Below are 23,895 nucleotides of genomic sequence, written 5' to 3' on the forward strand. Positions count from 1 at the left end.
CCAGCACTGCCCACTGGGCGTCCGTCAGATCTCCCCGAGCCATGGATCAAGATCATCGCATGACCTTGATCCACTTCTGAAACAGGCCCTAGCGGGCGTGGCAGTCGGCGAGGTGGTCGTTGACGAGGCCGCAGGCCTGCATCAGGGCGTAGGCCGTGGTGGGGCCGACGAAGCGGAAGCCCTGCTTCTTGAGCTCCTTGGCCAGGGCGGTGGAGGCCGGGGTGACGGCCGGCACGTCGGAGAGGGCGTGCGGGGCCGGGCCGGGCTCGGGGGCGTGACGCCAGATCAGGGCGTCCAGGCCGCCCTCGAGTTCGCGGGCCACCCGGGCGTTGGCGATGGTGGCCTCGATCTTGGCGCGGTTCCGGATGATGCCCGCGTCCTGGAGCAGCCGCTCCACGTCCTCGGCGCCGAACTCCGCGACCCGCTCGATCGAGAAGCCCGCGAAGGCCGCCCGGAAGCCCTCCCGGCGGCGCAGGATGGTGATCCAGGAGAGCCCGGACTGGAAGGCCTCCAGCGCCACCCGCTCGAACAGCGCGTCGTCGCCGTGCACCGGCCGGCCCCACTCGGTGTCGTGGTAGACCCGGTAGTCGTCGGCCGAGTCGCCCCAGCCGCAGCGCTTCAGACCGTCCGCGCCGAGCACCGCACCGGACGTCATCGGCCGTCCCCGTCCCGGTCCTTGGTCAGCTCGACGGCCGAGGCGAGAGCAGCGCCGGCCTCAGCGGCGGCGGAGGCGGCACCGGCCGGAACCGCGGCGGCCTCCAGCTCCGCGATCCGGGTGTCGCGCAGCGCCAGCTCGGCGCCGAGCCGGTCGAGCACGTCGTCCACCTCGTCCATCCGGTAGCCGCGCACGGCCATCGGCAGGCGGATCTCGTCCACGTCGGAGCGGCTCAGCGGCCGGTCCTGCGGCAGCCGGGCGGCGATCCGGTCGTGCTCCGCCTCGGGCAGGGTGCCGCCCCCGCCGAGGGCCACCAGGGCCGTCCCGCCGATCACCACGGCCATCGCCACCACGACCAACCAGAACACGAGCTGTCCTCCAGTACTCCGGTGGGCCCGGCACGAGACGAGAGAGATGGGATCATGGTCCCCGAACAGACCGGGGCCCATCATCGCACCCGGCCGAGCCGTGGAGGAGACACCGGTGGCACTGCGTCTGGGCCCGCGCGAATTCGGCGCCGACGAACTCGTGATCATGGCGATCGTCAACCGCACCCCCGACTCCTTCTTCGACCGGGGAGCGACCTTCGCGGACGAGGCCGCCTTCGCCGCCGCCGACCGGGCGGTGGCCGAGGGTGCGGCGATCCTGGACATCGGCGGGGTGAAGGCCGGGCCCGGCGAGGAGGTCACCGTCGAGGAGGAGCTGCGCCGCACGGTGCCCTTCGTGGCGGAGCTGAGGAAGCGTCACCCCGGGGCCGTGATCAGCGTGGACACCTGGCGGCACGAGGTCGGCGAGGCGGTCTGCGAGGTCGGCGCCGACCTGCTGAACGACGCCTGGGGCGGGGTGGACCCGAAGCTGGCCGAGGTGGCCGCCCGGTACGACGCCGGGCTGGTCTGCACCCACGCGGGCGGGGCCGAGCCGCGCACCCGGCCGCACCGGGTCGGGTACGCCGACGTGATGGCCGACATCCTGGACGTCACGGTGGGGCTGGCCGAGCGGGCGGTGGAGCTCGGGGTGCGGCGGGACGCGGTGATCATCGACCCGGGGCACGACTTCGGCAAGAACACCCGGCACTCGCTGGAGGCCACCCGCCGGCTGCCGGAGATGACCGCGACCGGATTCCCGGTGCTGGTGTCGCTCTCCAACAAGGACTTCGTCGGCGAGACCCTCGACAAGCCGGTGGACGAGCGGCTGCTCGGCACCCTGGCCACCACCGCCGTCTCGGCCTGGCTGGGCGCCCAGGTCTACCGGGTGCACCAGGTCGCCGAGACCCGCCAGGTGCTCGACATGGTGGCCTCGATCCGCGGCACCCGGCCCCCGGCGGTGGCCCGCCGGGGGCTCGCGTGAGGCTGCTACTCGCCCACTCGCCTCCGGGCGGCCCGTCAGATCTCGTCCGCCGGGCGGCGGCTCTCCGCCAGGATCTTCAGCACGTCGTCGATCTCGTCGGTGACGTGGAAGAGCTCCAGGTCCTTCGGGTTGGCCTTGCCCTGGGCGATCAGGGTGTCCCGCAGCCAGTCCACCAGGCCGCCCCAGTAGGCCGAGCCGAAGAGGACCACCGGGAAGCGGGTGACCTTCTTCGTCTGCACCAGGGTGAGCGCCTCGAAGAGCTCGTCCAGGGTGCCGAGCCCGCCCGGCAGCACCACGAAGCCCTGGGCGTACTTCACGAACATCGTCTTGCGGACGAAGAAGTACCGGAAGTTCAGCCCGAGGTCGACGAACTCGTTCAGCCCCTGCTCGAAGGGGAGCTCGATGCCGAGCCCGACGGAGAGGCCGCCGGCCTCCGAGGCGCCGCGGTTGGCCGCCTCCATGGCGCCGGGGCCGCCGCCGGTGATGACCGCGTAGCCGGCCTCCGCCAGGGCCCGGCCGATGGCCACCCCGGCGGCGTACTCGGGCGAGTCGACCGGGGTCCGGGCGGAGCCGAAGACGCTGATCGCGGCCGGGAGTTCGGCCAGCGCGCCGAAGCCCTCGACGAACTCGGAGGTGATCCGCCAGACCCGCCACGGGTCGGTGTGCAGCCAGTCGGTCGGGCCGGTGGTGTCCAGCAGCCGCTGGTCGGTGGTGCCGGTGCCGACCTGGTCCCGGCGGAGCAGCACCGGGCCCTTGCGCTTCTCCGGCACGTGCTTCTTCTCGGGGTGCTCGTCGGTTCCGTACGTGGTGTTCTCGTCTCCTGTGCCTGTCATGACGGAACAGTACGCCCGTAGATCCCCTTTGTCGGGGAAAAACGGGCGGTACGCCAGGTGACGGTCAGTTGGCGGTGAGCCAGACCCTCAGCCGCTCCTCCACCTCGGCGATGGCGCTCAGCGAGCAGTGCTCGTCCCGCTTGTGGGCCTGGTTCGGGTCCCCGGGGCCGTAGTTGACGGCCGGGACGCCCAGCGCGGAGAACCGGGCCACGTCGGTCCAGCCGAACTTGGCGCGGGCCTGGCCGCCGACCGCCTCCAGGAAGGCGCGGGCGGCGGGCTGGTCCAGGCCGGGCAGCGCGCCGGGGGCGGTGTCGGTCACCTCGATGTCGTAGCCGGCGAACACCTCGCGCACGTGGTCGGCCGCCTCGGCCTCCGAACGGTCGGGCGCGTAGCGGAAGTTCACGTGCACCAGGCACTCGTCCGGGATGACGTTCCCGGCCACGCCGCCGCTGATCCGGGTGCAGTTGAGGCCCTCGCGGTACTCCAGGCCGTCGATCTCGACCCGGCGCGGCCGGTACTCGGCGAGCCGGCGGAGCACCTCGGCGGCCTTGTGGATCGCGTTGTCGCCCAGCCAGCTGCGGGCCGCGTGGGCCCGGGTGCCGGTGAGCTTCACGTCGGCCCGCAGGGTGCCCTGGCAGCCGCCCTCGACCATGGCGCCGCTGGGCTCCATCAGCACCGCGAAGTCGGCGGCCAGCCAGTCCGGGTGACGCTCCGCCAGGTGGCCGAGACCGTTGTGCGCGGCCTCGATCTCCTCGCAGTCGTAGAACACGAAGGTGAGGTCGCGGTTGGGCTCGGGCAGGGTGGCGGCCAGCCGGAGCTGGACGGCCACGCCGGACTTCATGTCGGAGGTGCCGCAGCCGTAGAGCAGGTCGCCCTCGATCCGGGAGGGCACGTTGTCGGCGATCGGCACGGTGTCCAGGTGCCCGGCCAGCACCACCCGCTCCGCCCGGCCCAGCTGGGTGCGGGCCACCACGTTGTTGCCGTACCGGTCCACCCGCAGGTGCGGCAGGGTCCGCAGGGCGGCCTCCACCGCGTCCGCCAGCGGCCCTTCGGAGCGGCTGACCGAGGGGAAGTCGACCAGCTGCGCGGTGAGCGCCCCGCCGTCGAGGGTGAGGTCGAGCTGCTGGGCCGCGGAGGTGTCGGAGCTGGTCATGCCGGTCAGCGTAGTGGGGCCCGCGCAACCGCGGGCACCGCACAGCCGTCCGAGTGGGTACGGTGTCCGGGCAGGTCGGGCGAGGAGAGGACGGGACGTGGCGGAGACTACGGCCGAGGAGACGGCGGGCCGGCGGAAGCGGCCGGTGCGCCGGGTGCTGATCGGGCTGACCGTGCTCGCGATCGTGGGCGGCGCCGTGGTCTATTTCAACCGGGACACCCTGATCCCGCCGCCGGAGGGCTGCACGGTGAACACCGCCTCCGGCCAGGGACAGTTGGAGCTGGCGCAGGCCGCCAACGCGTCCACCATCTCCGCCGTGGCGCTCTCCCGCGGGCTGCCCGAACGGGCCGTCACCATCGCGCTGGCCACCGCGATGCAGGAGTCGAAGCTGCACAACCTGGACGGCGGCGACCGCGACTCGGTCGGCCTGTTCCAGCAGCGGCCGTCCCAGGGCTGGGGCACCGTGCAGCAGATCAAGGACCCGGTGTACGCCACCAACAAGTTCCTGGACGGCCTGGTGAAGGTGAACGGCTACGCCAGGATGCCGCTCACCGACGCGGCCCAGGAGGTCCAGCGCAGCGGCTTCCCGCAGGCGTACGCCAAGCACGAGACCAACGCGACCCTGCTCGCCTCGGTGCTCACCGGCCGGGAGCAGGCCGCGCTCAGCTGCGTGGTGCACGACCCCGCGAAGACGGCGGCCGAGGCCGCGCTCGACGACGACGGCAAGCCGCTGCCCGGTCTGGCCGACCGGGCCCGGCGGGAGTTCGGGAAGCTGGTCACCACCACCCCGGCCGCCCCGGCCGCCAAGGACCCGCGCACGGTGCTGGTGCTCTCCCCGCAGGCCGGGCCGGCGCAGCGGCAGACCGGCTGGGCGCTGGCCCAGTGGGCGGTGTCGCAGGCGGCCGACCTCGGGATCGGCCAGGTCGCCTTCGACGGGAAGGTCTGGCGGGTGGACCGGCCGACCGAGGGCTGGAAGGCGGCGGGCGGCGAGGCGGCCGGGGCGGAGCGGGTGCTGGTCACCCTCGGCACCAGGAACGAGGATTGACGCACTGGTGAGCCAGTACCGGCCGACCGGGTGATTCGCGTCAACCACGGTGGACGCTGCGGGCCGCCCCGGGACACCCCCGGCCGGACGGTGGAGCACGGCGCCCCTCCCCTTGCGGGACGGGCGCCGTGACGTTTCGTCAGACCCTCCGGCCCCTGGGTGAAATGTCCTGAATGTCGGAAAGAGGATCGTCCGATCTTTGCCGACCCTTGACCTTGGCCCGGCGAAACCTTCTCGGCCCTGCGGCGGTAATCACGTCGTCCGCCCGACGGACGACCCCTGGCGCCCCGAACACCCGACCCATGCCGGGGGCCCACCTCTCAGGAGCAGGAGCACCATGTCTCGTCCCCTCACGCGCCGGATCGCCCAGGCCGCGCTCCTCGTCGCCGCCGCCGCGACCCCGCTGGCCGCCGCCGGCGCGGCGTCCGCCGCCGACCTGCTGCCGAAGACCGACCTGGGGGCCGGCCTGAGCCAGCTCGACAACCCGAACAACACCCTCCAGGGCGCCACCCACGACGCCGGCGTGGCCGCCGCCGACACCGCTGCCGCCACCGTGCAGACCGGCGTGCCGGCCTCCGCCGACGTGGCCGGCAAGGCCGTCGCCGGCGCGCTGCCCGACGCCGACCAGGCGCTCGGCAAGGTGGCCGGCCCGGCCGCCAAGACCACCGAGACGGCCGGCACGCTGGCCGCCGTGGCCGGCAAGGCCACCCCGATGCTGGTCGACCGTCTGGCCCCCGCCGTCACCGACAAGGTGCCGCACCTGCCCGGCTCCCCCGCCGCCACCCGCTCGCTGCCGGGCACCGGCCTCCCGCTGGGCGACCTCACCTCCGGCTCGCTCACCGGCACCGCCGCCAGCGCGCTGCCGACCGGCGGCGTGCCGGACCTCGGCATGGTCACCGACCGCCTCCCCGGCGGCCTGGGCCACCTGCTGCCGGACACCGGCAAGCTGCCGGTGGACACCCAGGACCCGACCGACCACTCCAACCGGCTCGGCGGTGCCCCCGGTCTGGGCGACGCCACCGGCGCGCTCGGCCCGGTCGGCGGCCTGCTCGGCGGCAAGCTGCCGCTGCTCGGCGGCTGACACCCCGTCATCCGCTGACCGCAGGAACGCCGAAGGGGCGCGCACTCCGTGGAGTGCGCGCCCCTTCCCGTCGGTGCGTCAGCGCTTGAGGCGCTCCACCGCCGAGGCCACCCGCTCGTCGGTCGCGGTGAACGCGACCCGGACGAACTCGGCCCCGGCCGGCCCGTAGAAGTCGCCGGGCGCCACCAGGATGCCCAGCCCGGCCAGTTCGGCCACCGTCTCCCAGCACGGCCGCCCCTGGGTCACCCAGAGGTAGAGGCTGGCCTCGGAGTGCTCGACCCGGAAGCCGTAGCCCTCCAGCGCCGCCCGCAGCGCCGAGCGCCGGGCCGCGTACCGGCCCCGCTGCTCCTCGACGTGGGCGTCGTCGGCCAGCGCGGCGGCGGTGGCCGCCTGCACCGGGGCGGGCACGATCATGCCGCCGTGCTTGCGGATCTCCAGCAGCTCCTTGACCACCACCGGGTCACCGGCCACGAAGGAGGCCCGGTACCCGGCCAGGTTGGAGCGCTTGGAGAGCGAGTGCACCGCGAGCAGGCCCTCGTGGTCGCCGCCGCAGACCGCCTGGTCCAGTACCGAGACCGGCTCGGCCTCCCAGCCCAGCTCCAGGTAGCACTCGTCGCTGACCAGCAGCACCCGGTGCTCCCGGGCCCAGGCCACCGCGGCCCGGAGCTGATCGGCCGTCAGCACCCGGCCGGTCGGGTTGGAGGGCGAGTTGAGCCAGAGCAGCCGGACCCGGCTCGGGTCCAGCTCGTCCAGCTCCCCGTACTCGACCGGCTCGGCGCCGCAGAGCCGGGCGCCCACCTCGTAGGTCGGGTACGCCAGCTTCGGGTAGGCGACCTGGTCGCCCGGGCCGAGGCCCAGCTGGGTCGGCAGCCAGGCCACCAGCTCCTTGGAGCCGACGGTCGGCAGGATCGCCTCCGGGCCGATCTCGGCCCCGAGGCGGCGGCGCAGCCAGCCGGCGATGGTCTCGCGCAGCTCCACCGGGCCCCAGACGGTCGGATAGCCCGGGGTGTCGGTGTGCGCGGCCAGCGCCTTCTGGATCAGCTCGGGCACCGGGTCGACGGGGGTGCCCACGGAGAAGTCGCAGAGCCCGTCCGGGTGCGCGAGGGCCGTCTTCTTGTACGGCTCCAGCTTGTCCCAGGGGAAGACGGGCAGCAGGTCGGAGACGCGGCGCGCCGCCCCCGGGTGGCCCGGGAGCGGCGCGTGCGTGCTGTCGTTGCTCACAGCTGGTCGGCCACCGATCAGTGGTCGGCGTTCTGCGGCGGGAGGGCCGCGATGAACGGGTGGTCCGAGTCGATGACACCCAGCTTGGAGGCACCACCGGGCGAGCCGAGGTCGTCGAAGAACTCGACGTTCGCCTTGTAGTAGTCCTTCCACTCCTCCGGGGTGTCGTCCTCGTAGAAGATCGCCTCGACCGGGCAGACCGGCTCACAGGCACCACAGTCGACGCACTCGTCCGGGTGGATGTAGAGCGATCGCTTGCCCTCGTAGATGCAGTCGACCGGGCACTCTTCGATGCACGCCTTGTCCTTGACGTCTACACAAGGCTGCGCGATGACGTAAGTCACGCTGTCGTTCCTCCTCGGTTGGGCAGCTGCCCAAACTATTGGCTTGTGCGCGGGTGAGCGCGGCGTCGTCGATGCCCGCCCCTAGTATCGCGGGTCAGAGACAGCAAATGCACAGGAGGTGCCCTTGATGACGGGTGGAGCCACTGCCGGACGCCGTCCCGAAGTCCGCCTGGACGGCTCTGACGTGGGACGACGGGTCTCCGTGCGCCGGCTTTCCGAGGTCGTGGACGACCGGCCGGTGTTCCGCGATGTGATCGGCGTGCTCACTTCCTGGGACGGCGAGGGGCTCACCGTGGTACCCCGCGACGGCGCCGCGGTGACGATCCCCCAGCAGCTGCTGGTGGCCGGCAAGCCCGTGCCGCTCTTCCCCGCCCGCCGCGGCCCACTGCCCGTCAGTTCCCCGCTGGAGCTCCAGCGGACCGCCGCCCGGGGCTGGCCCGCGGTCGAGCGGGAGCAGCTCGGCGAGTGGACCCTGCGGGCCTCCGCCGGCTTCACCCGGCGGGCCAACTCGGTGCAGGCGCTGGGCGACCCCGGCCTGCCGCTGCCGCAGGCCCTGGAGGCCGTGGACCGCTGGTACGAGGCCCGCGGGCTGCCCGGCTACGTCGAGGTCTCGGTGCCCGGCTCGCCGGAGGGGCTGGCCGAGGAGCTGGCCCGCAGCGGCGCCGAACTGGCCCCCACCCTGGTCCGCACCGCGCCGCTCGCCGGGCTGGTGAGGCTCGGTCAGGGCCACGACCGGGTACGGCTGTCCCGGACCGCGGACGCCTCCTGGCTCTCCCGCTACCGCCGGGTCGGCGACGACCCCGCGCTGGAGCGGGCCGCCCACCAGGTGCTGCACGGCGGGCCCTCGGTCTGGTTCGCCACCGTGCCGGGGCCCGGCGGGGCCGCGCCGCTGGCGATCGGACGGTGCGTCATCGACGGGGCCTGGGCCTGCTTCGGCGCCGTCGAGGTGGCCCCCGAGGCCCGCAGGTCCGGGCTGGCCAGCACCCTGATGGCGGTCCTCGCGGCCCGCGCCGCGGAGGAGGGCGCCACCGGCGGCTACCTCCAGGTGGAGGCCGAGAACGCGGGCGCGATCGCCCTCTACGACCGCCTGGGCTTCACCACCAGTCACACTTACCACTACGCCCGCCTGCCCCGGCGGTAGCGTCACCGGAGAGTGTGGACTGTTGACCGAACAGAGCCGTGCACGTTTCCGCGCCGAGGCCAGGGCCGACCAGCCCGACCCGGTGCTGCTCTGCGTGCTCGCCGCCGCCGAGCACATCCTCGCGCCCTCGGCCGAGAACCCGGAACCACCCACCCTGGACGAGCTGGTGGCGGCCTGTCAGGCCGCCCTCGACCGGCACGCCGCCGCCGTCCGGCTGGCCGTCGCCGAGCGCGCCCCCGGCACCCCCGACGAGGTGGCCGCGCTGCTCGCGGCCGTGCTCGCCGGCCGGGAACGCTTCCACGGCCGGCCGGCCGACTACCGGCGGCTGGAGTCCTCGCTCCTGCCCGACGTGCTGCGGCGGCGGCGCGGCCTGCCGATCATGCTCTCGCTGGTCTGGCAGGCCGTCGCCCGGCGGGCCGGCCTGACCGTCCACGGCGTCGCCCTGCCCGGGCACTTCATCGTCGCGGTGGGCGGCCCGGGCGGCGGCGAGGACTACGTCCTGGCCGACCCGTACCACGGCGGACGCCTCCTCGACCTCCCCGACGCCGCCCAACTGGCCCGGGCCACCGGCCACCACTTCTCCCCCGAACTCCTCAGCCCCGCCGCCCCCCTGGACACCGTCCACCGGGTCCTCGGCAACATCCGCAGCTGGGCCGCCGACCGCCCCGAACACGCCCGCACCCAACTCTGGGCCACCGAACTCGCCCTCCTGCTCCCCCGCCACCCCGCCCAGCTCCGCCTGGAACGCGCCGAACTCCTCGTCCGCACCGGCGACTTCCTCTCCGGAGCCGCCGAGATGGACGCCTACGCGGAGATCCTCGACACCTTCGACCCCAAGGCCGCCGCCCGCACCCGCCACGAGGCCCGCGCCGCCCGCCACCGCCTCAACTGACACCTGCGGCGGGCTCGCGGGGTAGGGGATTCGCCTGCGGCGGGCTCGCGGGGAGGTACGAGGGCTCCACCTGCGGCGCGCTCGCGGGGTAGGGGATTCGCCTGCGGCGGGCTCGCGGGGAGGTACGAGGGCTCCGCCTGCGGCCGATCCTTCCCCCCGGACCGGCAGGGCGGCCCGAGTTCGCCCCTGGCGCAGCCCCGGAGCCCGCCGCAGGCGAAGTCCCCGGAGCGAGCCGACCGTGCGACCCGAGTACCCCCGGAGCCCGCCGCAGGCGAACTCCCCTACAGCCAGCCCTTTTCGCGGGCCAGGCGGACGGCCTCGGCGCGGTTACGGGTGGCCGTCTTCTGGATCGCCATCGAGAGGTAGTTGCGGACCGTGCCCTCGGAGAGGTGCAGCCGGGCCGCGATCTCGGAGTTGAGGGCGCCGTCGGCCGCCGCCGCGAGGACGTCGCGTTCGCGGGCGGTCAGGGGGTTGGCGCCTTCGGCGAGGGCGGCGGCGGCGAGGGTCGGGTCGATGACCCGCTCGCCGCGGAGGACGCGGCGGATCGCCTCGGCCAACTCGGAGGCGGGGGCGTCCTTCACCAGGAAGGCGTCGGCCCCGGCCTCCATCGCGCGGCGCAGGTAGCCGGGCCGTCCGAAGGTGGTCGCGATGACGATCCGCACCCCCGGCACGGCCTTCCGCACCGCCGCCGCCGCCTCTATCCCGGTCATCCCGGGCATCTCGATGTCGAGCACGGCGACCTCGACCTGATGGGCCGTCACCGCCGCGACCACCTCGTCGCCGCGCGCGACCTGCGCGACCACCTCGATGTCGCCCTCCAGCGAGAGCAGCGCCGCCAGCGCCTCCCGCACCATCCCCTGGTCCTCCGCCAGCAGCACCCTGATCATTCGGGCACCCTATCGGCCACCGCCCGCAGCGGTACGGAGGCCTGCAACCGGAAGCCCCTCCCCCGTTCGCCGGGCCCGGTGTCCAGCTGTCCGTCGACCAGGGCCAGCCGCTCCCGCAGGCCGGAAAGGCCGTTCCCCGCAGGGGACTTGCCGGGGCCCCGGCCGTTGTCGGTGACGGTGAGGACGGCGTAGCGGATGCCGTCGCGGGCCCAGTTCTCGTCCAGGGTGACGGTGCAGCGGGTGGCGCCCTCGCCGTGCCGGACGATGTTGGTGACCGACTCGCGCAGGGCCCAGGCGAGCACGCCGGCCTCCTCGCCGTCGAGGCCGGGGCGGGGGTCGCCGATCGCCGGGTCGGCCTCCAACCGGATCTGGGCCGCCGTCAGGGCGGTGCGGGCGGCGGAGAGTTCGACCGGGAGGGTGGGGCGGCGGTAGCCGCCGACAGCCTCCCGGACGTCGGTCAGCGACTGCCGGGCGACCTGCTCGATCTCGCTGAACTGGGCCCGGCCGGCCTCTTCCTTGCCCGCGTCCATGAGCCGGCCGCCGAGCTGGGCCTTGATGGTGATCAGGGAGAGCGAGTGGCCGAGCAGGTCGTGCAGGTCGCGGGCCATCCGCAGCCTCTCCTCGGCGACGGCCAGGTGGGCCACCGTGGCCCGGGCCTCCCGGAGTTCGCGCATGGTGCCGACCAGCCGCTGGAGCCCGACCATGGCCAGGCCGCTGAGGAAGCAGGGCAGCAGGATGGCGGCCAGGGTGCCGTGCTCGGCGTGGATCAGCAGGGCCGTGGCGAGCGCCAGCAGGGTGACACTGCCGACCCCGTACATGCCGAACTTGGGCGGCAGCACCGCACCGAAGCAGACCGAGGTGTACGTGAACAGGGTCAGCCAGGCCTCCCCCAGCCCGAACGAGGTGACCACCGCGATCAGCAGCATGGTGCCGGCCACCGGGAGGCCGATCCACCAGCGGTCGTGGGCCAGCGAGCGGACCGCGACCATGCCCAGGTAGGAGACCAGGAAGACGCTCAGCGCGCACCAGCCGAACACCTTGCCGGCGGTGGTGTGCTCGTCGCCGGTCAGGTCCTCGAGCGGGTAGTAGAGGTAGATCATCCACAGCGACATCCAGCAGACCTTGACGACCAGTTGGCGCAGGTTGTCCACCGGTGCGCCCGGGACGACGCGGAACTCCCCGCCTCCTCCCGTCCGTTCGGTGCCGGTGCGGGAGGGGGCGGGGAGCTGCTTCGGCATGGGCCACATCATGCCTGCTTGGTGTCCCTGCGGTAGAGGTGGGCGGCAGCGGCCACGAAGACCACCAGGAAGGCGCCCAGCCCGGCGGCCGCGCCGAAGTCGAAGGAGTGGCCCGGCTGCACGAAGGTGGCCAGCTGGTTGTACAGGTAGACCGGGTTGAAGCGGGCGAACTTCTCCAGCGAGCCGCCGACCGGGAACCAGGTCCCGCCGAGCAGCGCCATCAGCATGTAGACGATCATCACGATCGGCTGCACCGCGTCCGGCTGGGCCGCGTAACCGAGGGCCACGCCGAGCGCGGCGAAGGCGAAGCTGCCGGCCCAGAGCGCCAGCACCAGGCCGGCCCACTCGGTGGCGGAGAGCGAGACGCCCTCGACGGCGCCGATCGCGAAGACCACCACGATCGCGGGCAGCGTGGTCACCGCACAGGAGGCGATCTTGGCGATGGTGTACGCCCGGCCGGGCAGCGCGGTCAGCCGCAGTTGGCGGACCCAGCCGCTCTTGCGCTCCAGCGAGATCCGCTGAGCGCTGCCGGTGAGCACCGCGCCGACGGAGCCGAAGGTGGCCATCGAGACCATGAAGTAGGTCTTCACCTGCATGCCGTTGGCCAGCGGGGAGGTGCCGTAGGCGTTGATGAAGAAGACGTAGAGCAGGGCGGGGTAGAGCACCGTGAACATCAGGTACCGCTTGTTCCGCAGGGTGCGCAGGATCTCCAGCTGGATCAGGGTGTTCATCGCGCGTTCTCCCCGTCGGTGTCGGTGCTCTCCGAGGCGTCGGCCTCGCCGGTGATGGTCAGGAAGGCCTGCTCCAGGCCGAGACCGGTGACCTCCAGGGCCCGGGGGAAGTACCCGGCCCGGTAGAGACCGGCCACGCCGGCGTCGGCGTCGGTGGTGCGGATCCGGACCACCCGGACGCCGTCCGGACGGGTCGTCAGGTCCAGGCCCACGGTGCCCGGCAGGGCGCGCAGCACGGCCTCCTCGACCGGGCCGTCCTCGGGGTGCAGCTCGCAGGAGATCCGGCGGGCGCCGGCCTTGGCCTTGATCTCGGCGGCGGTGCCGTCGGCGATCAGCCGGCCGCGGTGCAGCACCAGCACCCGGTCGGCGATGGAGTCCGCCTCCTCCAGGTAGTGGGTGGCGAAGAGCACGGTGCGGCCGGCCTCGGCCTCGGCCCGCATGGCGGCCCAGAACTGCTGGCGGACCGACACGTCCATCCCGGTGGTGGGCTCGTCCAGCACGATCAGGTCGTTGGCCCCGGCGATGGCCAGGGCGAACCGGACCCGCTGCTCCTGGCCGCCGGACAGCTTGTCCACCTTGCGCTCGGCCAGCTCGGTGATCCCGGCCCGCTCCATCACCTGCTCGGGGCGGTGGCCGCGGGGGTGCACGTCACAGGCGAACTTCACCAGCTCGCGGACCTTCACCTCGCCCAGCAGGCCGCCGCTCTGCAGCATGGCGCCCACCCGGCCGGTCTCGATCGCCGCCCGGGGGCTGCCGCCGAACAGCGAGACGCTGCCGGTGTCCGGCTCCCGCAGGCCGAGCAGCAGGTCCAGGCTGCTGGACTTGCCCGCCCCGTTCGGCCCCAGCAGGGCCACCGTCTCGCCGGGCCGCAGCACCAGGTCCAGGTCCTCGACCGCCTTGACGGTGCCGTAGCTCTTGCTCACCTGCCGGAAGGCGGCGACCTCGGTGGCCGTCTCTGTCGCGGTGCTCATCGCGGTTCCCTCTCTCCCCGTTCGCTCTGACTCCTCAAGAATCGCGAGAACGGCGGAGCACGGGCAGTGCGGCGCGTCGGGTGTTCCGCATGACAGCTGTCATGCGGAACACCCGACGGTCCGTCACATCGGTCAGAGCGACTTCCTCAGGAAGTCGACCTGGAACAGCATCAGGTTCTCCGCGACCTCCTCCTGCGGGGTCATGTGGGTGACCCCGGAAAGCGGCAGCACGGTGTGCGGGCGGCCGGCGGCCAGCAGCGCGGAGGAGAGCCGCAGGGTGTGCGCGGCCACCACGTTGTCGTCGGCCAGGCCGTGCACCAGCAGCAGCGGGCGCTCCAGCTTGGCCGCGTCCCCGGTCAGGGTGTTGGCCTCGTAGACCTCGGGGCGCTCGTCGGGGTGGCCGAGGTAGCGCTCGGTGTAGTGGGTGTCGTAGAGCCGCCAGTCCGTCACCGGGGCGCCGGAGACGGCGGCGTGGAAGACGTCCGGGCGGCGCAGCACCGCGAGCGCGGCCAGGTAGCCGCCGTACGACCAGCCGCGGATGCCGACCCGGCCGAGGTCCAGCGGGTATGTCCCGGCGAGCGCCCGGACGGCGTCCACCTGGTCCTCCAGGGTGGCCCCGGCGAAGTCGAAGGCGATCGCCTTCTCCCACTCCGGGCTGCGGCCGGGGGTGCCCCGGCCGTCCGCCACGACCACCGCGAAGCCCTGGTCGGCGAACCACTGCGAGGTCAGGTGCGGGTTCTGCGACCGCGTCACGCGCTGGCCGTGCGGGCCGCCGTACGGGTCCATCAGCACGGGCAGCAGGCCGTCGCGCTCGCGGTCGTAGCCGGTCGGCAGGAAGACCGCGCAGGGGATGCGGCGCTCCCCGGCGAAGACGAACTCGGGCCGGGCGGTGATCACCGGGGTCTCCGCGTGGGAGGCGATGGCGGCCACCGTCGCACCGCCGCGCAGCACCTCGGCCCGGGCGCCGTTCCAGGAGGGGTCGGCGGAGAGCAGCACCGTGACGTCGCCGCCCCGGACGGCCGTGACCACCCCGGCCGTGCCGAGCCTGGTCAGGCCGGTGCCGTCGGGGGCGACCTCGAAGGTGCCGGTCCAGCCGGGCTCCGCGGAGTCGTCGGCGGGGCCGCCGGAGGCGGTGAAGAGGATGGTCTTCCCGACCGAGAGCACCGAGCGTACGTGCAGTCGGGCGTCGGACAACGTCAAGTCGCCCGCCACCAGGACCCGGACGCCGTCCTGGTCGGCGATCCGCACCAGCCGGCCGTCGGCCGTCCGGGACGGGGAGCCGCCGAACAGGTCGAGCCAGGCCTCGTCCCGCTCGGCCAGCTCGGTGCTGGTGGCGCCGGTGGCCTGATCGACCGTCAGGTAGCGCTGGGAGCGCTGGTCCCGGGCCTGCACCAGCAGGGTGAGGGCCGCGCCGGACCAGTGCACCCGGGCCAGGTAGGGCTCGTCGGCGCCGTCCCAGCCGACCTGGGTGCGGCCGCCGTCCAGGCCGAGCAGCCAGAGGCCCACCTCGGCGTTGGCGGTGCCGGCCCGGGGGTAGGCCACCTCGGCCGGCACCGCGTCCGGGTTGGCCGGGTCGGCGATCCACCAGCGGGCCACCGGGGCGTCGTCGGCCCGGGCGGCCAGCAGCCGGTCACCGGCCGGGGACCACCAGAAGCCGCGGTCCCGGTCCATCTCCTCCTGGGCGATGAACTCGGCCTGACCCCACGTCACCCCGTCGCGCTCGGGGGTGGCCAGCGCCTTGTCCCCGCTGCCGTCGGAGGCGGTCACCCGCAGCTCGCCGGCGGTGTTCGCGTAGGCCACCAGGCTGCCGTCCGGCGAGGGGCGCGGGTCCAGCACCGGGCCCTCGACGGGCAGCTCGCGGGGCGCTCCGCCACCGGCCAGGTCCACCACGAAGAGCCGGCCGGAGAGCACGAAGGCGGCCAGCGAGCCGGAGCCGTCCAGGGCGTAGCCGACGATGCCCGCCGAACCCTCCCGGCTGCGCTCGCGGCGGGCCTTCTCGGCCGCCGAGAGGCTCTCCCCACCTCCGCCGAGCAGCTCCACCGGGTCGGCCGCGACCCGCTCCTCGCCGGTGGCCGGGTCGAGCGTCCACAGCAGGTTCGCCCGCTCCGCACCGCCCCTGGCACGCAGGAAGACCACCCGGGAACCGTCCGGTGCGACGGCGAAGGAGCGGGGTGCGCCGACCGTGAAGCGCTGGGTGCGCGCGTACTGACGAGGGAAGGTTTCAGTGCTCATGGCAGGAACTCTAAGGCCCACGAACGAACGTCATCACCCGTTCGGAGCAGCGCCCGTGACCTGCCGTCAAGCGGGTCACGGGCCGCTCCCACCGGCCCGGATGCCGATCTTGGCGGCCGTGCGCGCAGTCATGCGGGCTCACGGAAAGTAATGCGGCGCTCACCAATCGGGTATCCCTTGACTCATCACGTCCCCTGCCGTCCTGTCCCCGGGGCGGCACACCCGAGAAAGGGTGTGAGCCTGATGGCTCTGTCCATCTCCGCAGCCGTGCTGATGCTGGTCATCGTGGTGGTGCTGATCCGCCGGTCGGGCCTGAAGCTGGCGCACGCGATCGTCTGCGCACTGCTCGGCTTCTACCTCGCCTCCAGCTCGATCGCCCCGTCGATCCAGCAGGTCACCAGCAACGTGGCCGGGATGATCAACGGCTTGAAGCTCTGAGCGTCCGGGCCCGGTCTGCCCCGCCCCGAGCCGAAGGAGCGCGCCGTCGCCGAAAGGGAGGAGCGAGGAAGGGAGCGAAGCGACCGCGGGAGCGACGAGTGTCGGCGGCGGCACAGAGCGCTCCGGAGGCGAGCGGGCGAGTGTCGGTAGGCTCCTCCGTATGACCGCTGCCTCCGACCGGCCCGAGCGCCGGCTGCTGCTGGTGCACGCGCACCCCGACGACGAGTCGATCGGCAACGGCACCACGATGGCCAGGTACGCGGCCGACGGGGCCGGGGTCACGCTGGTGACCTGCACGCTCGGCGAGGGCGGCGAGGTGATCCCGCCGGAGCTGGCCGGGCTGACGGCGGACCGGACGGACCGGCTGGGCGAGTACCGGATCGGCGAACTGGCCGCCGCCATGCGCGAGCTGGGCGTCACCGACCACCGCTTCCTGGGCGGCCCCGGCCGCTACCGGGACTCCGGGATGATGGGCCTGCCCGAGAACGACCGGCCGGACTGCTTCTGGCAGGCCGGTCTGGACGAGGCGGCCGGGCACCTGGTCGCGGTGGTCCGCGAGGTCCGGCCGCAGGTGCTGGTCACCTACGACGAGCACGGCGGCTACGGGCACCCGGACCACGTCAAGGCCCATCAGGTCGCGATGCGGGCCCACGAGTTGGCCGCCGATCCCGGCTGGCGCCCCGAGCTGGGCCCGGCCTGGCGGATCGCCAAGGTGTACTGGAACCGGATGCCCCGCCCGGTGATCGAGGCCGGGCTGGCCGCCGTCGCCGCCGCCGGCCCCTTCCCCGGGGTGGCCGAGCCGGGCGACGTGCCCGGGGTGGTCGACCCCGAGGTGGTCACCACGGTGCTCGACGGCACGGCGTACGCCGGGGCGAAGGCGGCCGCGATGGCGGCGCACGCCACCCAGATCACCGTCAAGGGCGAGTGGTTCGCCCTCAGCAACGACCTCGGTCAGCCGCTGGTGGCCACCGAGTACTACCAGCTGGTCCGCGGCGAGCCCGGACCCGAGCGGCCGGAGACCGACCTGTTCGCCGGCCTGGCCCCGGAGGCACAGCGATGACCGGCAGCCCCGCCGACGGCACCACCGCCGCCACCAAGGCCCCGTCCGCGCGGAGCCTGCCCGCCAAGCTGCTCGGGAGCCGCGGCGGGCGGCTGGCGGAGCCTCAGCCGCCGCGCGGCGCCCGGGTGCTGGCCTACCTGGTGCTGCTGGTGCTCGGGGCGGCGGTCTCGCTGGCCGGCTGCTTCGTGCAGGCGCTCTGGCCGCCGGCCGGGCTGCTGCTGGCGCTGGCCGCCACCTGGGCGGTCTTCTACGGCGGCCTGCGGGTGACCGGCACCAAGCTGGGGGCCGGGGCGCCGCTGGTGGGCTGGTTCCTGGTGCTGCTGGTGCTGATGGCCCCCCGCCCGGAGGGCGACTTCGTGCTCGCCGCCTCCTTCACCTCCTACGCCTACCTCTTCCTCGGCGCGGTCTCCGGAGTGGTCTGCGCGACCCTCCCGACCCGGGGTGGCTTCGGTCTCCTGAACCCGTGACGGCACGTCAGGGCACCCTCCCGGGCGCCCCCTCTGCCGGAGATGCCCGACCTGTCCACCGGACCGCACAGTATGGTGGTGCCGCGACAGGCGGTCCGAGGTCCGCCTGCGCAACTGGTGTCGGAGGGTCACTCGGCCGGGCCGAGGTCCCACAACCCGCGACCGCCCGTCCCACACGAGCTGGCCGCGAACCCGGAGCAGAGCAGCATTGAGCAGCCGCGAACCTGACAGCGCGAATCCGTCGCCCCGGCACACCGGGCCGGACGCCTACCCGTCGGGCACCCCGCCCTACGGCACCGGCATCCCGGGCGGCTTCGGCGCCGCCGACCCGTTCGGCGTGACGCCCGGTCAGCCCGCGGCCGCCCAGGCGGGCCCGGGCGAGGGCGGGGACGTCCCCAAGACCGAGACCACCCTCACCACCCGGGTCCGGATCAACATCCCGGGCTCCCGGCCGATCCCGCCGGTGGTGATGCGCAGCACGGTGAAGACCGAGCCCGCCGCCGCTGCCGCGCCCGAGGCGCCCAGCGGGCCCCGGCACCGCTCGGCCACCCCGTCCTCCCCCGTGCTCGGGGTGGTGGACGCGGCCGCCCCCGCCGGGACCCCGCCGAACCTTCCGCCGGAGTGGCGCCAGGAGCCCACCCCACCGGTGGACGGCGAGTCCACCGGCGAGTGGTTCCGGCCGCGCCAGAAGGGCGCCCCCGCCCCGGTCCCCGCCGGAGCGCCGACGTCCGAGGCGGGCGCCCCCCGCTCGGCCGCGCGCCCGTCAGCGCCTCAGGCCGCACCGGGCGGCGCGCACCCCACCCCGTCGGGCGCGCCGGCCTCGCCGTTCGCCCCCGCGGACCCCTTCGCGCCGGCCGATCCCTTCGCCCCCGCCGACCCCTTCGCGGCCGCTCCGGCCGCGGGCGGCCCGCGTGCTGACGACCCGTTCGCCACGCAGCACCCCGGCGGCGGATCGCCGTACGCGAACGACCCCTACGCCAACGACCCGTACGCGGCCTCCCCGGCCGGCGGGCCGCGTCCGCAGGGCGAGCCGGAGGACACCCAGATCGGCGGCTTCGACCCGATCCGGGACGACTTCGACGCCTACGCGGCCGGCGAGGCCGCCATAGCCGCCGGCTCGGCCCCGGCCGGTGCGGCCCCCGCCCAGTCCTCGCCGTACGGCCAGGCCGACCCGTTCGCCCCGGCGGACCCGTTCGCCGGCGCTCCCGGGGGCCGCCCGGGCGGCGGCGGGCAGCCGGGCCAGGCCGCGCCGCAGGACCCCTTCGCCCCCGCCGACCCCTTCGGCGGCCGTCCCGCCGGCCGGCCGGCCGGAGCCGACGCCCCGTCGGGCGCCCGCCCCGAGGGCCGCTTCGCGAACGTCCCGTACGAGCCCGCCGAGCCGTTCCCGGGCAGCCGTCCGACCGGCCCGCGCGGCGCCGCCCGCCCGGGCGAGCGGCCCGCGCCCGGCGCCGACCCGTTCGGCACCGCCCCGGCCGCCGGACAGCCCGGGACCGCCCACGGAGCCGACGGCGCCGAGGAGGCCCCGGCGGCGCCCGCGAAGCCCAAGGCCGCCGCCAAGCCCAAGGCGGCCGAGCCCGCCCCGCGTGGCAAGGCCGGGAAGCTCGCGACCTACGCGGTCGGCGGTCTGCTGTTCGCCGGCGCCGCCGCGTACGGCACCGGCCTGATGCTCAATCAGGCCGACATCCCCCGCGGCACCACGGTGCTCGGCACCGACATCGGCGGGGACACCCGCGACCAGGCCGTGACGGCGCTGGACGCCTCGGTGGCCAAGACCGGCCAGAAGCCGCTCAAGCTCAAGCTCGGCGACCAGGCCGTGGAGCTCGACCCGGTGACCGCCGGCCTGGCCTTCGACACCACCGCCACGGTGGACGGGCTGACCGACCACACCTACAACCCGGTCGAGGTGATCGGCTCGCTGGCCGGCGGCCACAAGGCCGTGGAGCCGCAGGTGAAGGTGGACCGGGCCAAGCTGAAGGCCGCGCTGGAGGGCCTCGGCGCCAAGACCAGCCAGGGCCTCCAGGAGGGCGTGGTCCGCTTCACCGCCGACGGCAAGGCCGAGGTCGTACCGGGCCGGGCCGGGCAGACGGTGGACGCCGCCGCCGCGATCGACCGGGTCGAGCAGGCCTTCCGGGCCAGGGCGGCCGGACAGCCCGACGCGGAGCTGGCGGTGCCGGTGACGGCCGCCCAGCCCAAGGTCTCCGCCGAGGCCCTCCAGGCGGCCGCCGACGGCCTCGGCAAGCAGGTGCTGGCCGGGAACGTCACGGTGCAGGCCGGCGGCAAGACCTGGACCTTCGGGAAGGCCACCGCCGCCAAGGTCCTCACGCTGGCCCCGGATGCCTCCGGAAAGGTCGCGCTCAGCTGGGACCTGGCCAAGCTGGAGGAGTCACTGAACGGCACCTTCGACAAGGTGAAGACCAAGAAGGGCGGCGCCTCGGTGGCCATCACCGCCCAGGACGTCGCGGACGGCATCGCCTCGGTGCTCGACAAGACCGCCGCCAAGGACCGCACCTACAAGTTCGCCTGAGACGGGGCCAGTTGACAGCACGCGGGGCCGGTACCGGATGATCCGGTACCGGCCCCGCGGCATTTCCGGCCCCCGGCCACTGCGGCGAAAACTCGCCAGTGGCGTGAATTTGCCAGCAACGGTGCGTGACAACAACACCCGCTGATTTGGGCCGTTGGACCCCAAATTCCCCGTAGCCCTCAACAAAGCGGTAGCGTCCGATTATCGGACATGCAATTGCACTGGACATTCGCGGACAGAGCAGCCAAAACGGACAGTCGGTCTACGCGCATCACATTCTCGAACAGAGGAACGGTCCGTCCTGATACCGGAGTTGCGAAGCTCGGGTTACGGACGCGTGAACGTCGAATGTGACGGTATGTCCGTTTTAGACCGTATCGCTGAACGCTTGTCAAGGTGTCTGGAACTACGAAGTGGTTGACATTCCAACACGAAGCAAGAAATGCACGGCCAGCAACTGGGGAACTCTTGACGTTCGATAAACGACTTGCAAGAGTCCGTGCGATCACCTTTTTGCAGCCGCTACACCCCGGGCGGGAGCTCCAGCACCATGACTAACCCCACCAAGGCCACGGCCGAGGCCGACACCGTCGGGACGGCCGACACACTCGCGCCGACCGCGAAGTCGACCACGACCTTCAAGGGCCTGTCTCCGCGGACCATCAGCTGGCGTCGCTTCAAGCGCGACCGCACCGGCGTGGTCTCGGCGTTCATCGTGGCGTTCTTCGTCCTGGTGGCGCTGTGCGCCCCACTGATCTCGATGGTCTACGGCAAGGACCCGTCCAAGCTGTACGGCATGGACGACCCGAGCCTGCTGAACGACTTCGGCTTCCCGCTCGGCGACAACGGCGGCATGAGCGGCGACTTCTGGCTCGGCCTCGAGCCCAAGCTCGGCCGCGACGTCCTCATGCAGCTGGTCTACGGCATCCGCACCTCGCTGCTGATCGCCCTGATCGCGACCCTGCTCTCCACCGCGATCGGCGCCGTCATCGGTGTCGCGGCCGGCTACCTCGGCGGCAAGACCGACTACCTGGTCGGCCGGGTGATCGACGTGCTGCTGGCCTTCCCGTCCACCCTGTTCTTCATCGCCTTCACCCCCGTGCTGTTCGCGGCCTTCTACAAGCCGGACGAGAACGTCCCGCCGTTCGCGCGCTCCGTGGTGCTGGTGGTCGTCCTGGTGATCTTCGGCTGGGCCGGCCTGGCCCGACTGATCCGCGGCACCGCGCTCGCCTTCCGCGAGCGTGAGTTCGTCGAGGCGGCCCGGGTCACCGGCGCCTCGCCGGCCCGGATCATCTTCAAGGAGCTGCTCCCCAACCTGTGGACGCCGATCCTGATCCAGGCCACGCTCTCGCTCCCCGCCCTGGTGACCGCGGAGGCCGCGCTCTCCTACCTCGGCGTCGGCATCATCGAGCCGACCCCGGACTGGGGCCGGATGATCGCGACCGGCACCGACGTCTACCAGGACGACATCACATATCTGATCTTCCCCGGGGCCTCGCTGGTGATCTTCGTGCTCGCCTTCAACCTCCTCGGGGACTCGGTCCGGGATGCACTCGACCCGAAGACCAAGCGCTGACGCAGCGTCGCCAGGCGCTGAACCCACTCTCAAGTTGAGCAACCGCACACCTCGGCAGCCGCCGCGGCCGTGCTGACCAGCCGGTTAACCGACAGGCAGGACGACATGATTTCTCGCAAGACCCTCCAGGCGGCCGCAGCAGTCGTGGCCGTCGGCACCCTGACCCTCACCGCCTGCTCCAGCGGCGGCAGCGGCTCCAAGAGCGGCGACAAGGCCTCGGCCTCCCCGTCGAAGTTCAACGATCACCCGAACATCGTGGTCGGCACCGCGGCCGACTCCCAGGGCCCGGCCAAGCCGGTCGAGGGCGCCAAGGCCGGTGGCACGGTCAAGAACATCGAGCGTGACGACTACGAGCACCTCGACCCGGCCCAGGTGTACTCCAACACCGGTTCCAACTTCTCCCTGCTGATCACCCGTGGCCTCACCGGCTACAAGCAGGAGGGCAACACCGTCAAGCTGGTCGGCGACCTCGCCACCGACACCGGTGTCGCGACCGACGGCGGCAAGACCTGGACCTTCAAGCTGAAGGACGGCGTCAAGTGGGAGACCGGCGACCCGATCACCTCGGCTGACGTCAAGCACTCGATCGAGCGCTCCTTCGCGCCGTTCATCACCGAGGGTGCGACCTACGTCCAGCGCTGGCTGACCAACGAGGACTACCGCAAGGCCTACCAGGGCCCGTACGACGGCAAGCACCTCGACAACGTCACCACCCCGGACGAGAAGACCATCGTCTTCAAGTTCGAGAAGGCCCACGCCGACTTCAGCTACGCGATGGCCATGGCCTCCTACGGCGTCGTCTCCCAGAAGGGTGACACCAAGGAGGAGTACGACAAGAAGCCGGTCTCGTCCGGCCCGTACAAGATCGTCAACCGGGTCACCGACAAGTCGCTGAGCCTCGAGCGGAACACCAACTGGGACGCGAAGACGGACCCGATCCGCCACGCCTACCCGGACAAGTGGAACTTCGAGTTCGGCTACCAGGCCCTCCCGGCCACCGACAAGCTCCTCGCCGCCGACAAGGGCGAGGACGTCAACACCATGTCGTTCTACTCGGGTGTCGCCCCCGACCGCCTCCAGAAGGTGCTCGACGACGCCTCCCTGAAGGACCGTCTGGTCAAGGGCGAGAGCCCCTACGCCGACTACTACTACATCAACAACAAGCGGGTCGCCGACCTGAAGGTCCGCCAGGCCCGGAACTACGCCTGGCCGCACCAGCAGATCCGCACCACGGAGGGTGGCCCGGCCACCGGCACCTACTCCACCACCCTGCTGAACCCCTCGGTCGCGGGCTACACCGACTACGACCTGTTCGGCAAGAAGGAGAAGCCGGCCGGTGACCCGGAGAAGGCCAAGAGCCTCCTCAAGGAAGCCGGCAAGGAGAACTACAAGATCGTCTACGCGTACAACAACACGCCGAACCAGCAGAAGGTCTCGGTCGTGATCGAGGACGCGCTGAAGAAGGCCGGCTTCGAGGTCGTCGCCAAGCCGATCGACACCAAGACCTGGTACACCGAGATCGGCAAGGTCGACAAGCAGTTCGACGTCTTCTGGGGCGGCTGGGGCGCGGACTGGCCGAGCGCCGCGACCGTGCTGCCGCAGCTGTTCGACGGCCGCCTGATCCAGGACGGCTCGAACAACTACGCCAACTTCAACGACCCGGAGATCAACACCGAGATCGACCGGATCATGGACCTGGCCGACCTCAACGAGCAGAACAAGGCCTGGGGCGCCCTGGACAAGAAGATCATGGAGAAGGCCGCCGTGATCCCGGGCATCCAGGAGAAGTTCTACATCCTGCACGGCTCCAAGATCGGTGGCGCGACCTACGACGCGCTCGGCAAGATCATCTCCCCGAACGACGTGTTCGTGAAGCAGTGATCACCGCCTGACCCGTAGTACCCCCGTGGGGGGGGCCCCCGCCCCCCCCCGGGGGGGGGGGGCCCCCCCCCCCCCCCCCGGGGGCGGCCCCCCCCCCCCCCCCCCCCCCCCCCCCCCCCCTGACCGCCACCGGGCGGTCCGAGCGCGGTCCGAAAAGCGGCCCGGAGGGTGGTCCGCT

Annotated in this window: 22 protein-coding genes; 11 read left to right on the forward strand and 11 right to left on the reverse strand. The window is 73.0% G+C overall.

Features of this window, described 5'->3' with window-relative positions:
- Positions 1 to 88: 88 nt before the first annotated feature.
- Both ACZ6ZR_RS37040 and ACZ6ZR_RS37045 read right to left on the reverse strand, forming a co-directional pair.
- Positions 89 to 655, reverse strand: coding sequence for a DNA-3-methyladenine glycosylase I (locus ACZ6ZR_RS37040; RefSeq protein ID WP_465650174.1), 567 nt, complete (start codon positions 653 to 655; stop codon positions 89 to 91).
- The gene (locus ACZ6ZR_RS37045) at positions 652 to 1,023 is read right to left on the reverse strand and encodes a DivIVA domain-containing protein (RefSeq protein WP_465650176.1); all 372 of its coding nucleotides are present in this window, start codon (positions 1,021 to 1,023) and stop codon (positions 652 to 654) included. The genes ACZ6ZR_RS37040 and ACZ6ZR_RS37045 overlap by 4 nt, the downstream gene beginning before the upstream one ends.
- 166 nt (positions 1,024 to 1,189) lie before the next feature.
- Between ACZ6ZR_RS37045 and folP the strand changes: the two genes are divergently transcribed.
- Positions 1,190 to 2,002 carry a dihydropteroate synthase gene (gene folP / locus ACZ6ZR_RS37050; RefSeq protein WP_465650209.1) on the forward strand — a complete coding sequence of 271 codons (813 nt, stop codon included), beginning with the start codon at positions 1,190 to 1,192 and terminating at the stop codon, positions 2,000 to 2,002.
- Positions 2,003 to 2,037: 35 nt separating this feature from the next.
- Here folP and ACZ6ZR_RS37055 read toward each other — a convergent pair whose 3' ends face one another.
- Positions 2,038 to 2,835, reverse strand: coding sequence for an LOG family protein (locus ACZ6ZR_RS37055; RefSeq protein WP_465650178.1), 798 nt, complete (start codon positions 2,833 to 2,835; stop codon positions 2,038 to 2,040).
- A 64-nt stretch (positions 2,836 to 2,899) separates the two neighbouring features.
- Positions 2,900 to 3,988 carry a succinyl-diaminopimelate desuccinylase gene (gene dapE / locus ACZ6ZR_RS37060; RefSeq protein WP_465650180.1) on the reverse strand — a complete coding sequence of 363 codons (1,089 nt, stop codon included), beginning with the start codon at positions 3,986 to 3,988 and terminating at the stop codon, positions 2,900 to 2,902.
- 97 nt (positions 3,989 to 4,085) lie between these two features.
- On the opposite strand from dapE, the gene ACZ6ZR_RS37065 reads away from it, so the two are divergent.
- Both ACZ6ZR_RS37065 and ACZ6ZR_RS37070 read left to right on the forward strand, forming a co-directional pair.
- Positions 4,086 to 5,033, forward strand: coding sequence for a VldE C-terminal domain-containing protein (locus tag ACZ6ZR_RS37065; protein ID WP_465650182.1), 948 nt, complete (start codon positions 4,086 to 4,088; stop codon positions 5,031 to 5,033).
- Positions 5,034 to 5,370: 337 nt separating this feature from the next.
- Positions 5,371 to 6,114 (forward strand): hypothetical protein, encoded by a 744-nt coding sequence (locus ACZ6ZR_RS37070; protein WP_465650184.1) that lies wholly within the window; start codon positions 5,371 to 5,373, stop codon positions 6,112 to 6,114.
- Between the two features lie 78 nt (positions 6,115 to 6,192).
- Here the strand turns inward: ACZ6ZR_RS37070 and dapC are convergent, their stop codons facing one another.
- The gene (gene dapC / locus ACZ6ZR_RS37075; RefSeq protein ID WP_465650186.1) at positions 6,193 to 7,335 is read right to left on the reverse strand and encodes a succinyldiaminopimelate transaminase; all 1,143 of its coding nucleotides are present in this window, start codon (positions 7,333 to 7,335) and stop codon (positions 6,193 to 6,195) included.
- 17 nt (positions 7,336 to 7,352) lie between these two features.
- Positions 7,353 to 7,679: a ferredoxin gene (gene fdxA, locus ACZ6ZR_RS37080; protein WP_345282199.1), complete on the reverse strand. Its 327-nt coding sequence runs from the start codon at positions 7,677 to 7,679 to the stop codon at positions 7,353 to 7,355.
- 127 nt (positions 7,680 to 7,806) lie between these two features.
- On the opposite strand from fdxA, the gene ACZ6ZR_RS37085 reads away from it, so the two are divergent.
- Together ACZ6ZR_RS37085 and ACZ6ZR_RS37090 are read left to right on the forward strand one after the other, a co-directional pair.
- Positions 7,807 to 8,820: a GNAT family N-acetyltransferase gene (locus tag ACZ6ZR_RS37085; protein ID WP_465650188.1), complete on the forward strand. Its 1,014-nt coding sequence runs from the start codon at positions 7,807 to 7,809 to the stop codon at positions 8,818 to 8,820.
- Between the two features lie 22 nt (positions 8,821 to 8,842).
- On the forward strand, positions 8,843 to 9,712 hold the full coding sequence (locus ACZ6ZR_RS37090; protein ID WP_465650189.1) for a transglutaminase family protein: 870 nt from the start codon (positions 8,843 to 8,845) through the stop codon (positions 9,710 to 9,712).
- Between the two features lie 281 nt (positions 9,713 to 9,993).
- Here the strand turns inward: ACZ6ZR_RS37090 and ACZ6ZR_RS37095 are convergent, their stop codons facing one another.
- The 5 genes from ACZ6ZR_RS37095 to ACZ6ZR_RS37115 form a co-directional block, all read right to left on the reverse strand.
- Positions 9,994 to 10,599 carry a response regulator gene (locus ACZ6ZR_RS37095; RefSeq protein WP_465650191.1) on the reverse strand — a complete coding sequence of 202 codons (606 nt, stop codon included), beginning with the start codon at positions 10,597 to 10,599 and terminating at the stop codon, positions 9,994 to 9,996.
- Positions 10,596 to 11,837, reverse strand: a complete 1,242-nt coding sequence (locus tag ACZ6ZR_RS37100) for a sensor histidine kinase (protein ID WP_465650192.1) — start codon at positions 11,835 to 11,837, stop codon at positions 10,596 to 10,598. Before ACZ6ZR_RS37100 ends, ACZ6ZR_RS37095 begins: the two co-directional genes overlap by 4 nt.
- Before the next feature lie 8 nt (positions 11,838 to 11,845).
- A complete protein-coding gene (locus ACZ6ZR_RS37105) occupies positions 11,846 to 12,568 on the reverse strand; it encodes an ABC transporter permease (RefSeq protein ID WP_465650194.1) in 723 nt (240 codons plus the stop codon).
- Positions 12,565 to 13,539, reverse strand: a complete 975-nt coding sequence (locus ACZ6ZR_RS37110; protein WP_465650196.1) for an ABC transporter ATP-binding protein — start codon at positions 13,537 to 13,539, stop codon at positions 12,565 to 12,567. Before ACZ6ZR_RS37110 ends, ACZ6ZR_RS37105 begins: the two co-directional genes overlap by 4 nt.
- Positions 13,540 to 13,671: 132 nt before the next feature.
- Complete coding sequence (locus tag ACZ6ZR_RS37115; RefSeq protein WP_465650197.1) at positions 13,672 to 15,771, reverse strand: S9 family peptidase; 2,100 nt, start codon at positions 15,769 to 15,771, stop codon at positions 13,672 to 13,674.
- A 243-nt stretch (positions 15,772 to 16,014) separates the two neighbouring features.
- On the opposite strand from ACZ6ZR_RS37115, the gene ACZ6ZR_RS37120 reads away from it, so the two are divergent.
- The 6 genes from ACZ6ZR_RS37120 to ACZ6ZR_RS37145 all read left to right on the forward strand — a co-directional run bounded on the left by ACZ6ZR_RS37120 (position 16,015) and on the right by ACZ6ZR_RS37145 (position 23,717).
- Positions 16,015 to 16,209: a DUF2304 domain-containing protein gene (locus tag ACZ6ZR_RS37120; RefSeq protein ID WP_345282187.1), complete on the forward strand. Its 195-nt coding sequence runs from the start codon at positions 16,015 to 16,017 to the stop codon at positions 16,207 to 16,209.
- A gap of 160 nt (positions 16,210 to 16,369) precedes the next feature.
- Positions 16,370 to 17,269, forward strand: a complete 900-nt coding sequence (gene mshB / locus ACZ6ZR_RS37125; RefSeq protein ID WP_465650199.1) for an N-acetyl-1-D-myo-inositol-2-amino-2-deoxy-alpha-D-glucopyranoside deacetylase — start codon at positions 16,370 to 16,372, stop codon at positions 17,267 to 17,269.
- On the forward strand, positions 17,266 to 17,736 hold the full coding sequence (locus tag ACZ6ZR_RS37130; protein ID WP_465650201.1) for a DUF6113 family protein: 471 nt from the start codon (positions 17,266 to 17,268) through the stop codon (positions 17,734 to 17,736). Before mshB ends, ACZ6ZR_RS37130 begins: the two co-directional genes overlap by 4 nt.
- A gap of 208 nt (positions 17,737 to 17,944) precedes the next feature.
- Entirely contained in the window at positions 17,945 to 20,260 is a 2,316-nt protein-coding gene (locus tag ACZ6ZR_RS37135) for a peptidoglycan binding domain-containing protein (protein ID WP_465650203.1), read from the forward strand.
- Positions 20,261 to 20,810: 550 nt separating this feature from the next.
- Positions 20,811 to 21,836 (forward strand): ABC transporter permease, encoded by a 1,026-nt coding sequence (locus ACZ6ZR_RS37140; protein ID WP_465650205.1) that lies wholly within the window; start codon positions 20,811 to 20,813, stop codon positions 21,834 to 21,836.
- A gap of 105 nt (positions 21,837 to 21,941) precedes the next feature.
- Positions 21,942 to 23,717 carry an ABC transporter substrate-binding protein gene (locus tag ACZ6ZR_RS37145; protein ID WP_465650207.1) on the forward strand — a complete coding sequence of 592 codons (1,776 nt, stop codon included), beginning with the start codon at positions 21,942 to 21,944 and terminating at the stop codon, positions 23,715 to 23,717.
- Positions 23,718 to 23,895 lie beyond the last annotated feature (178 nt).

It is taken from the genome of Kitasatospora sp. NPDC088742, from assembly GCF_055584905.1.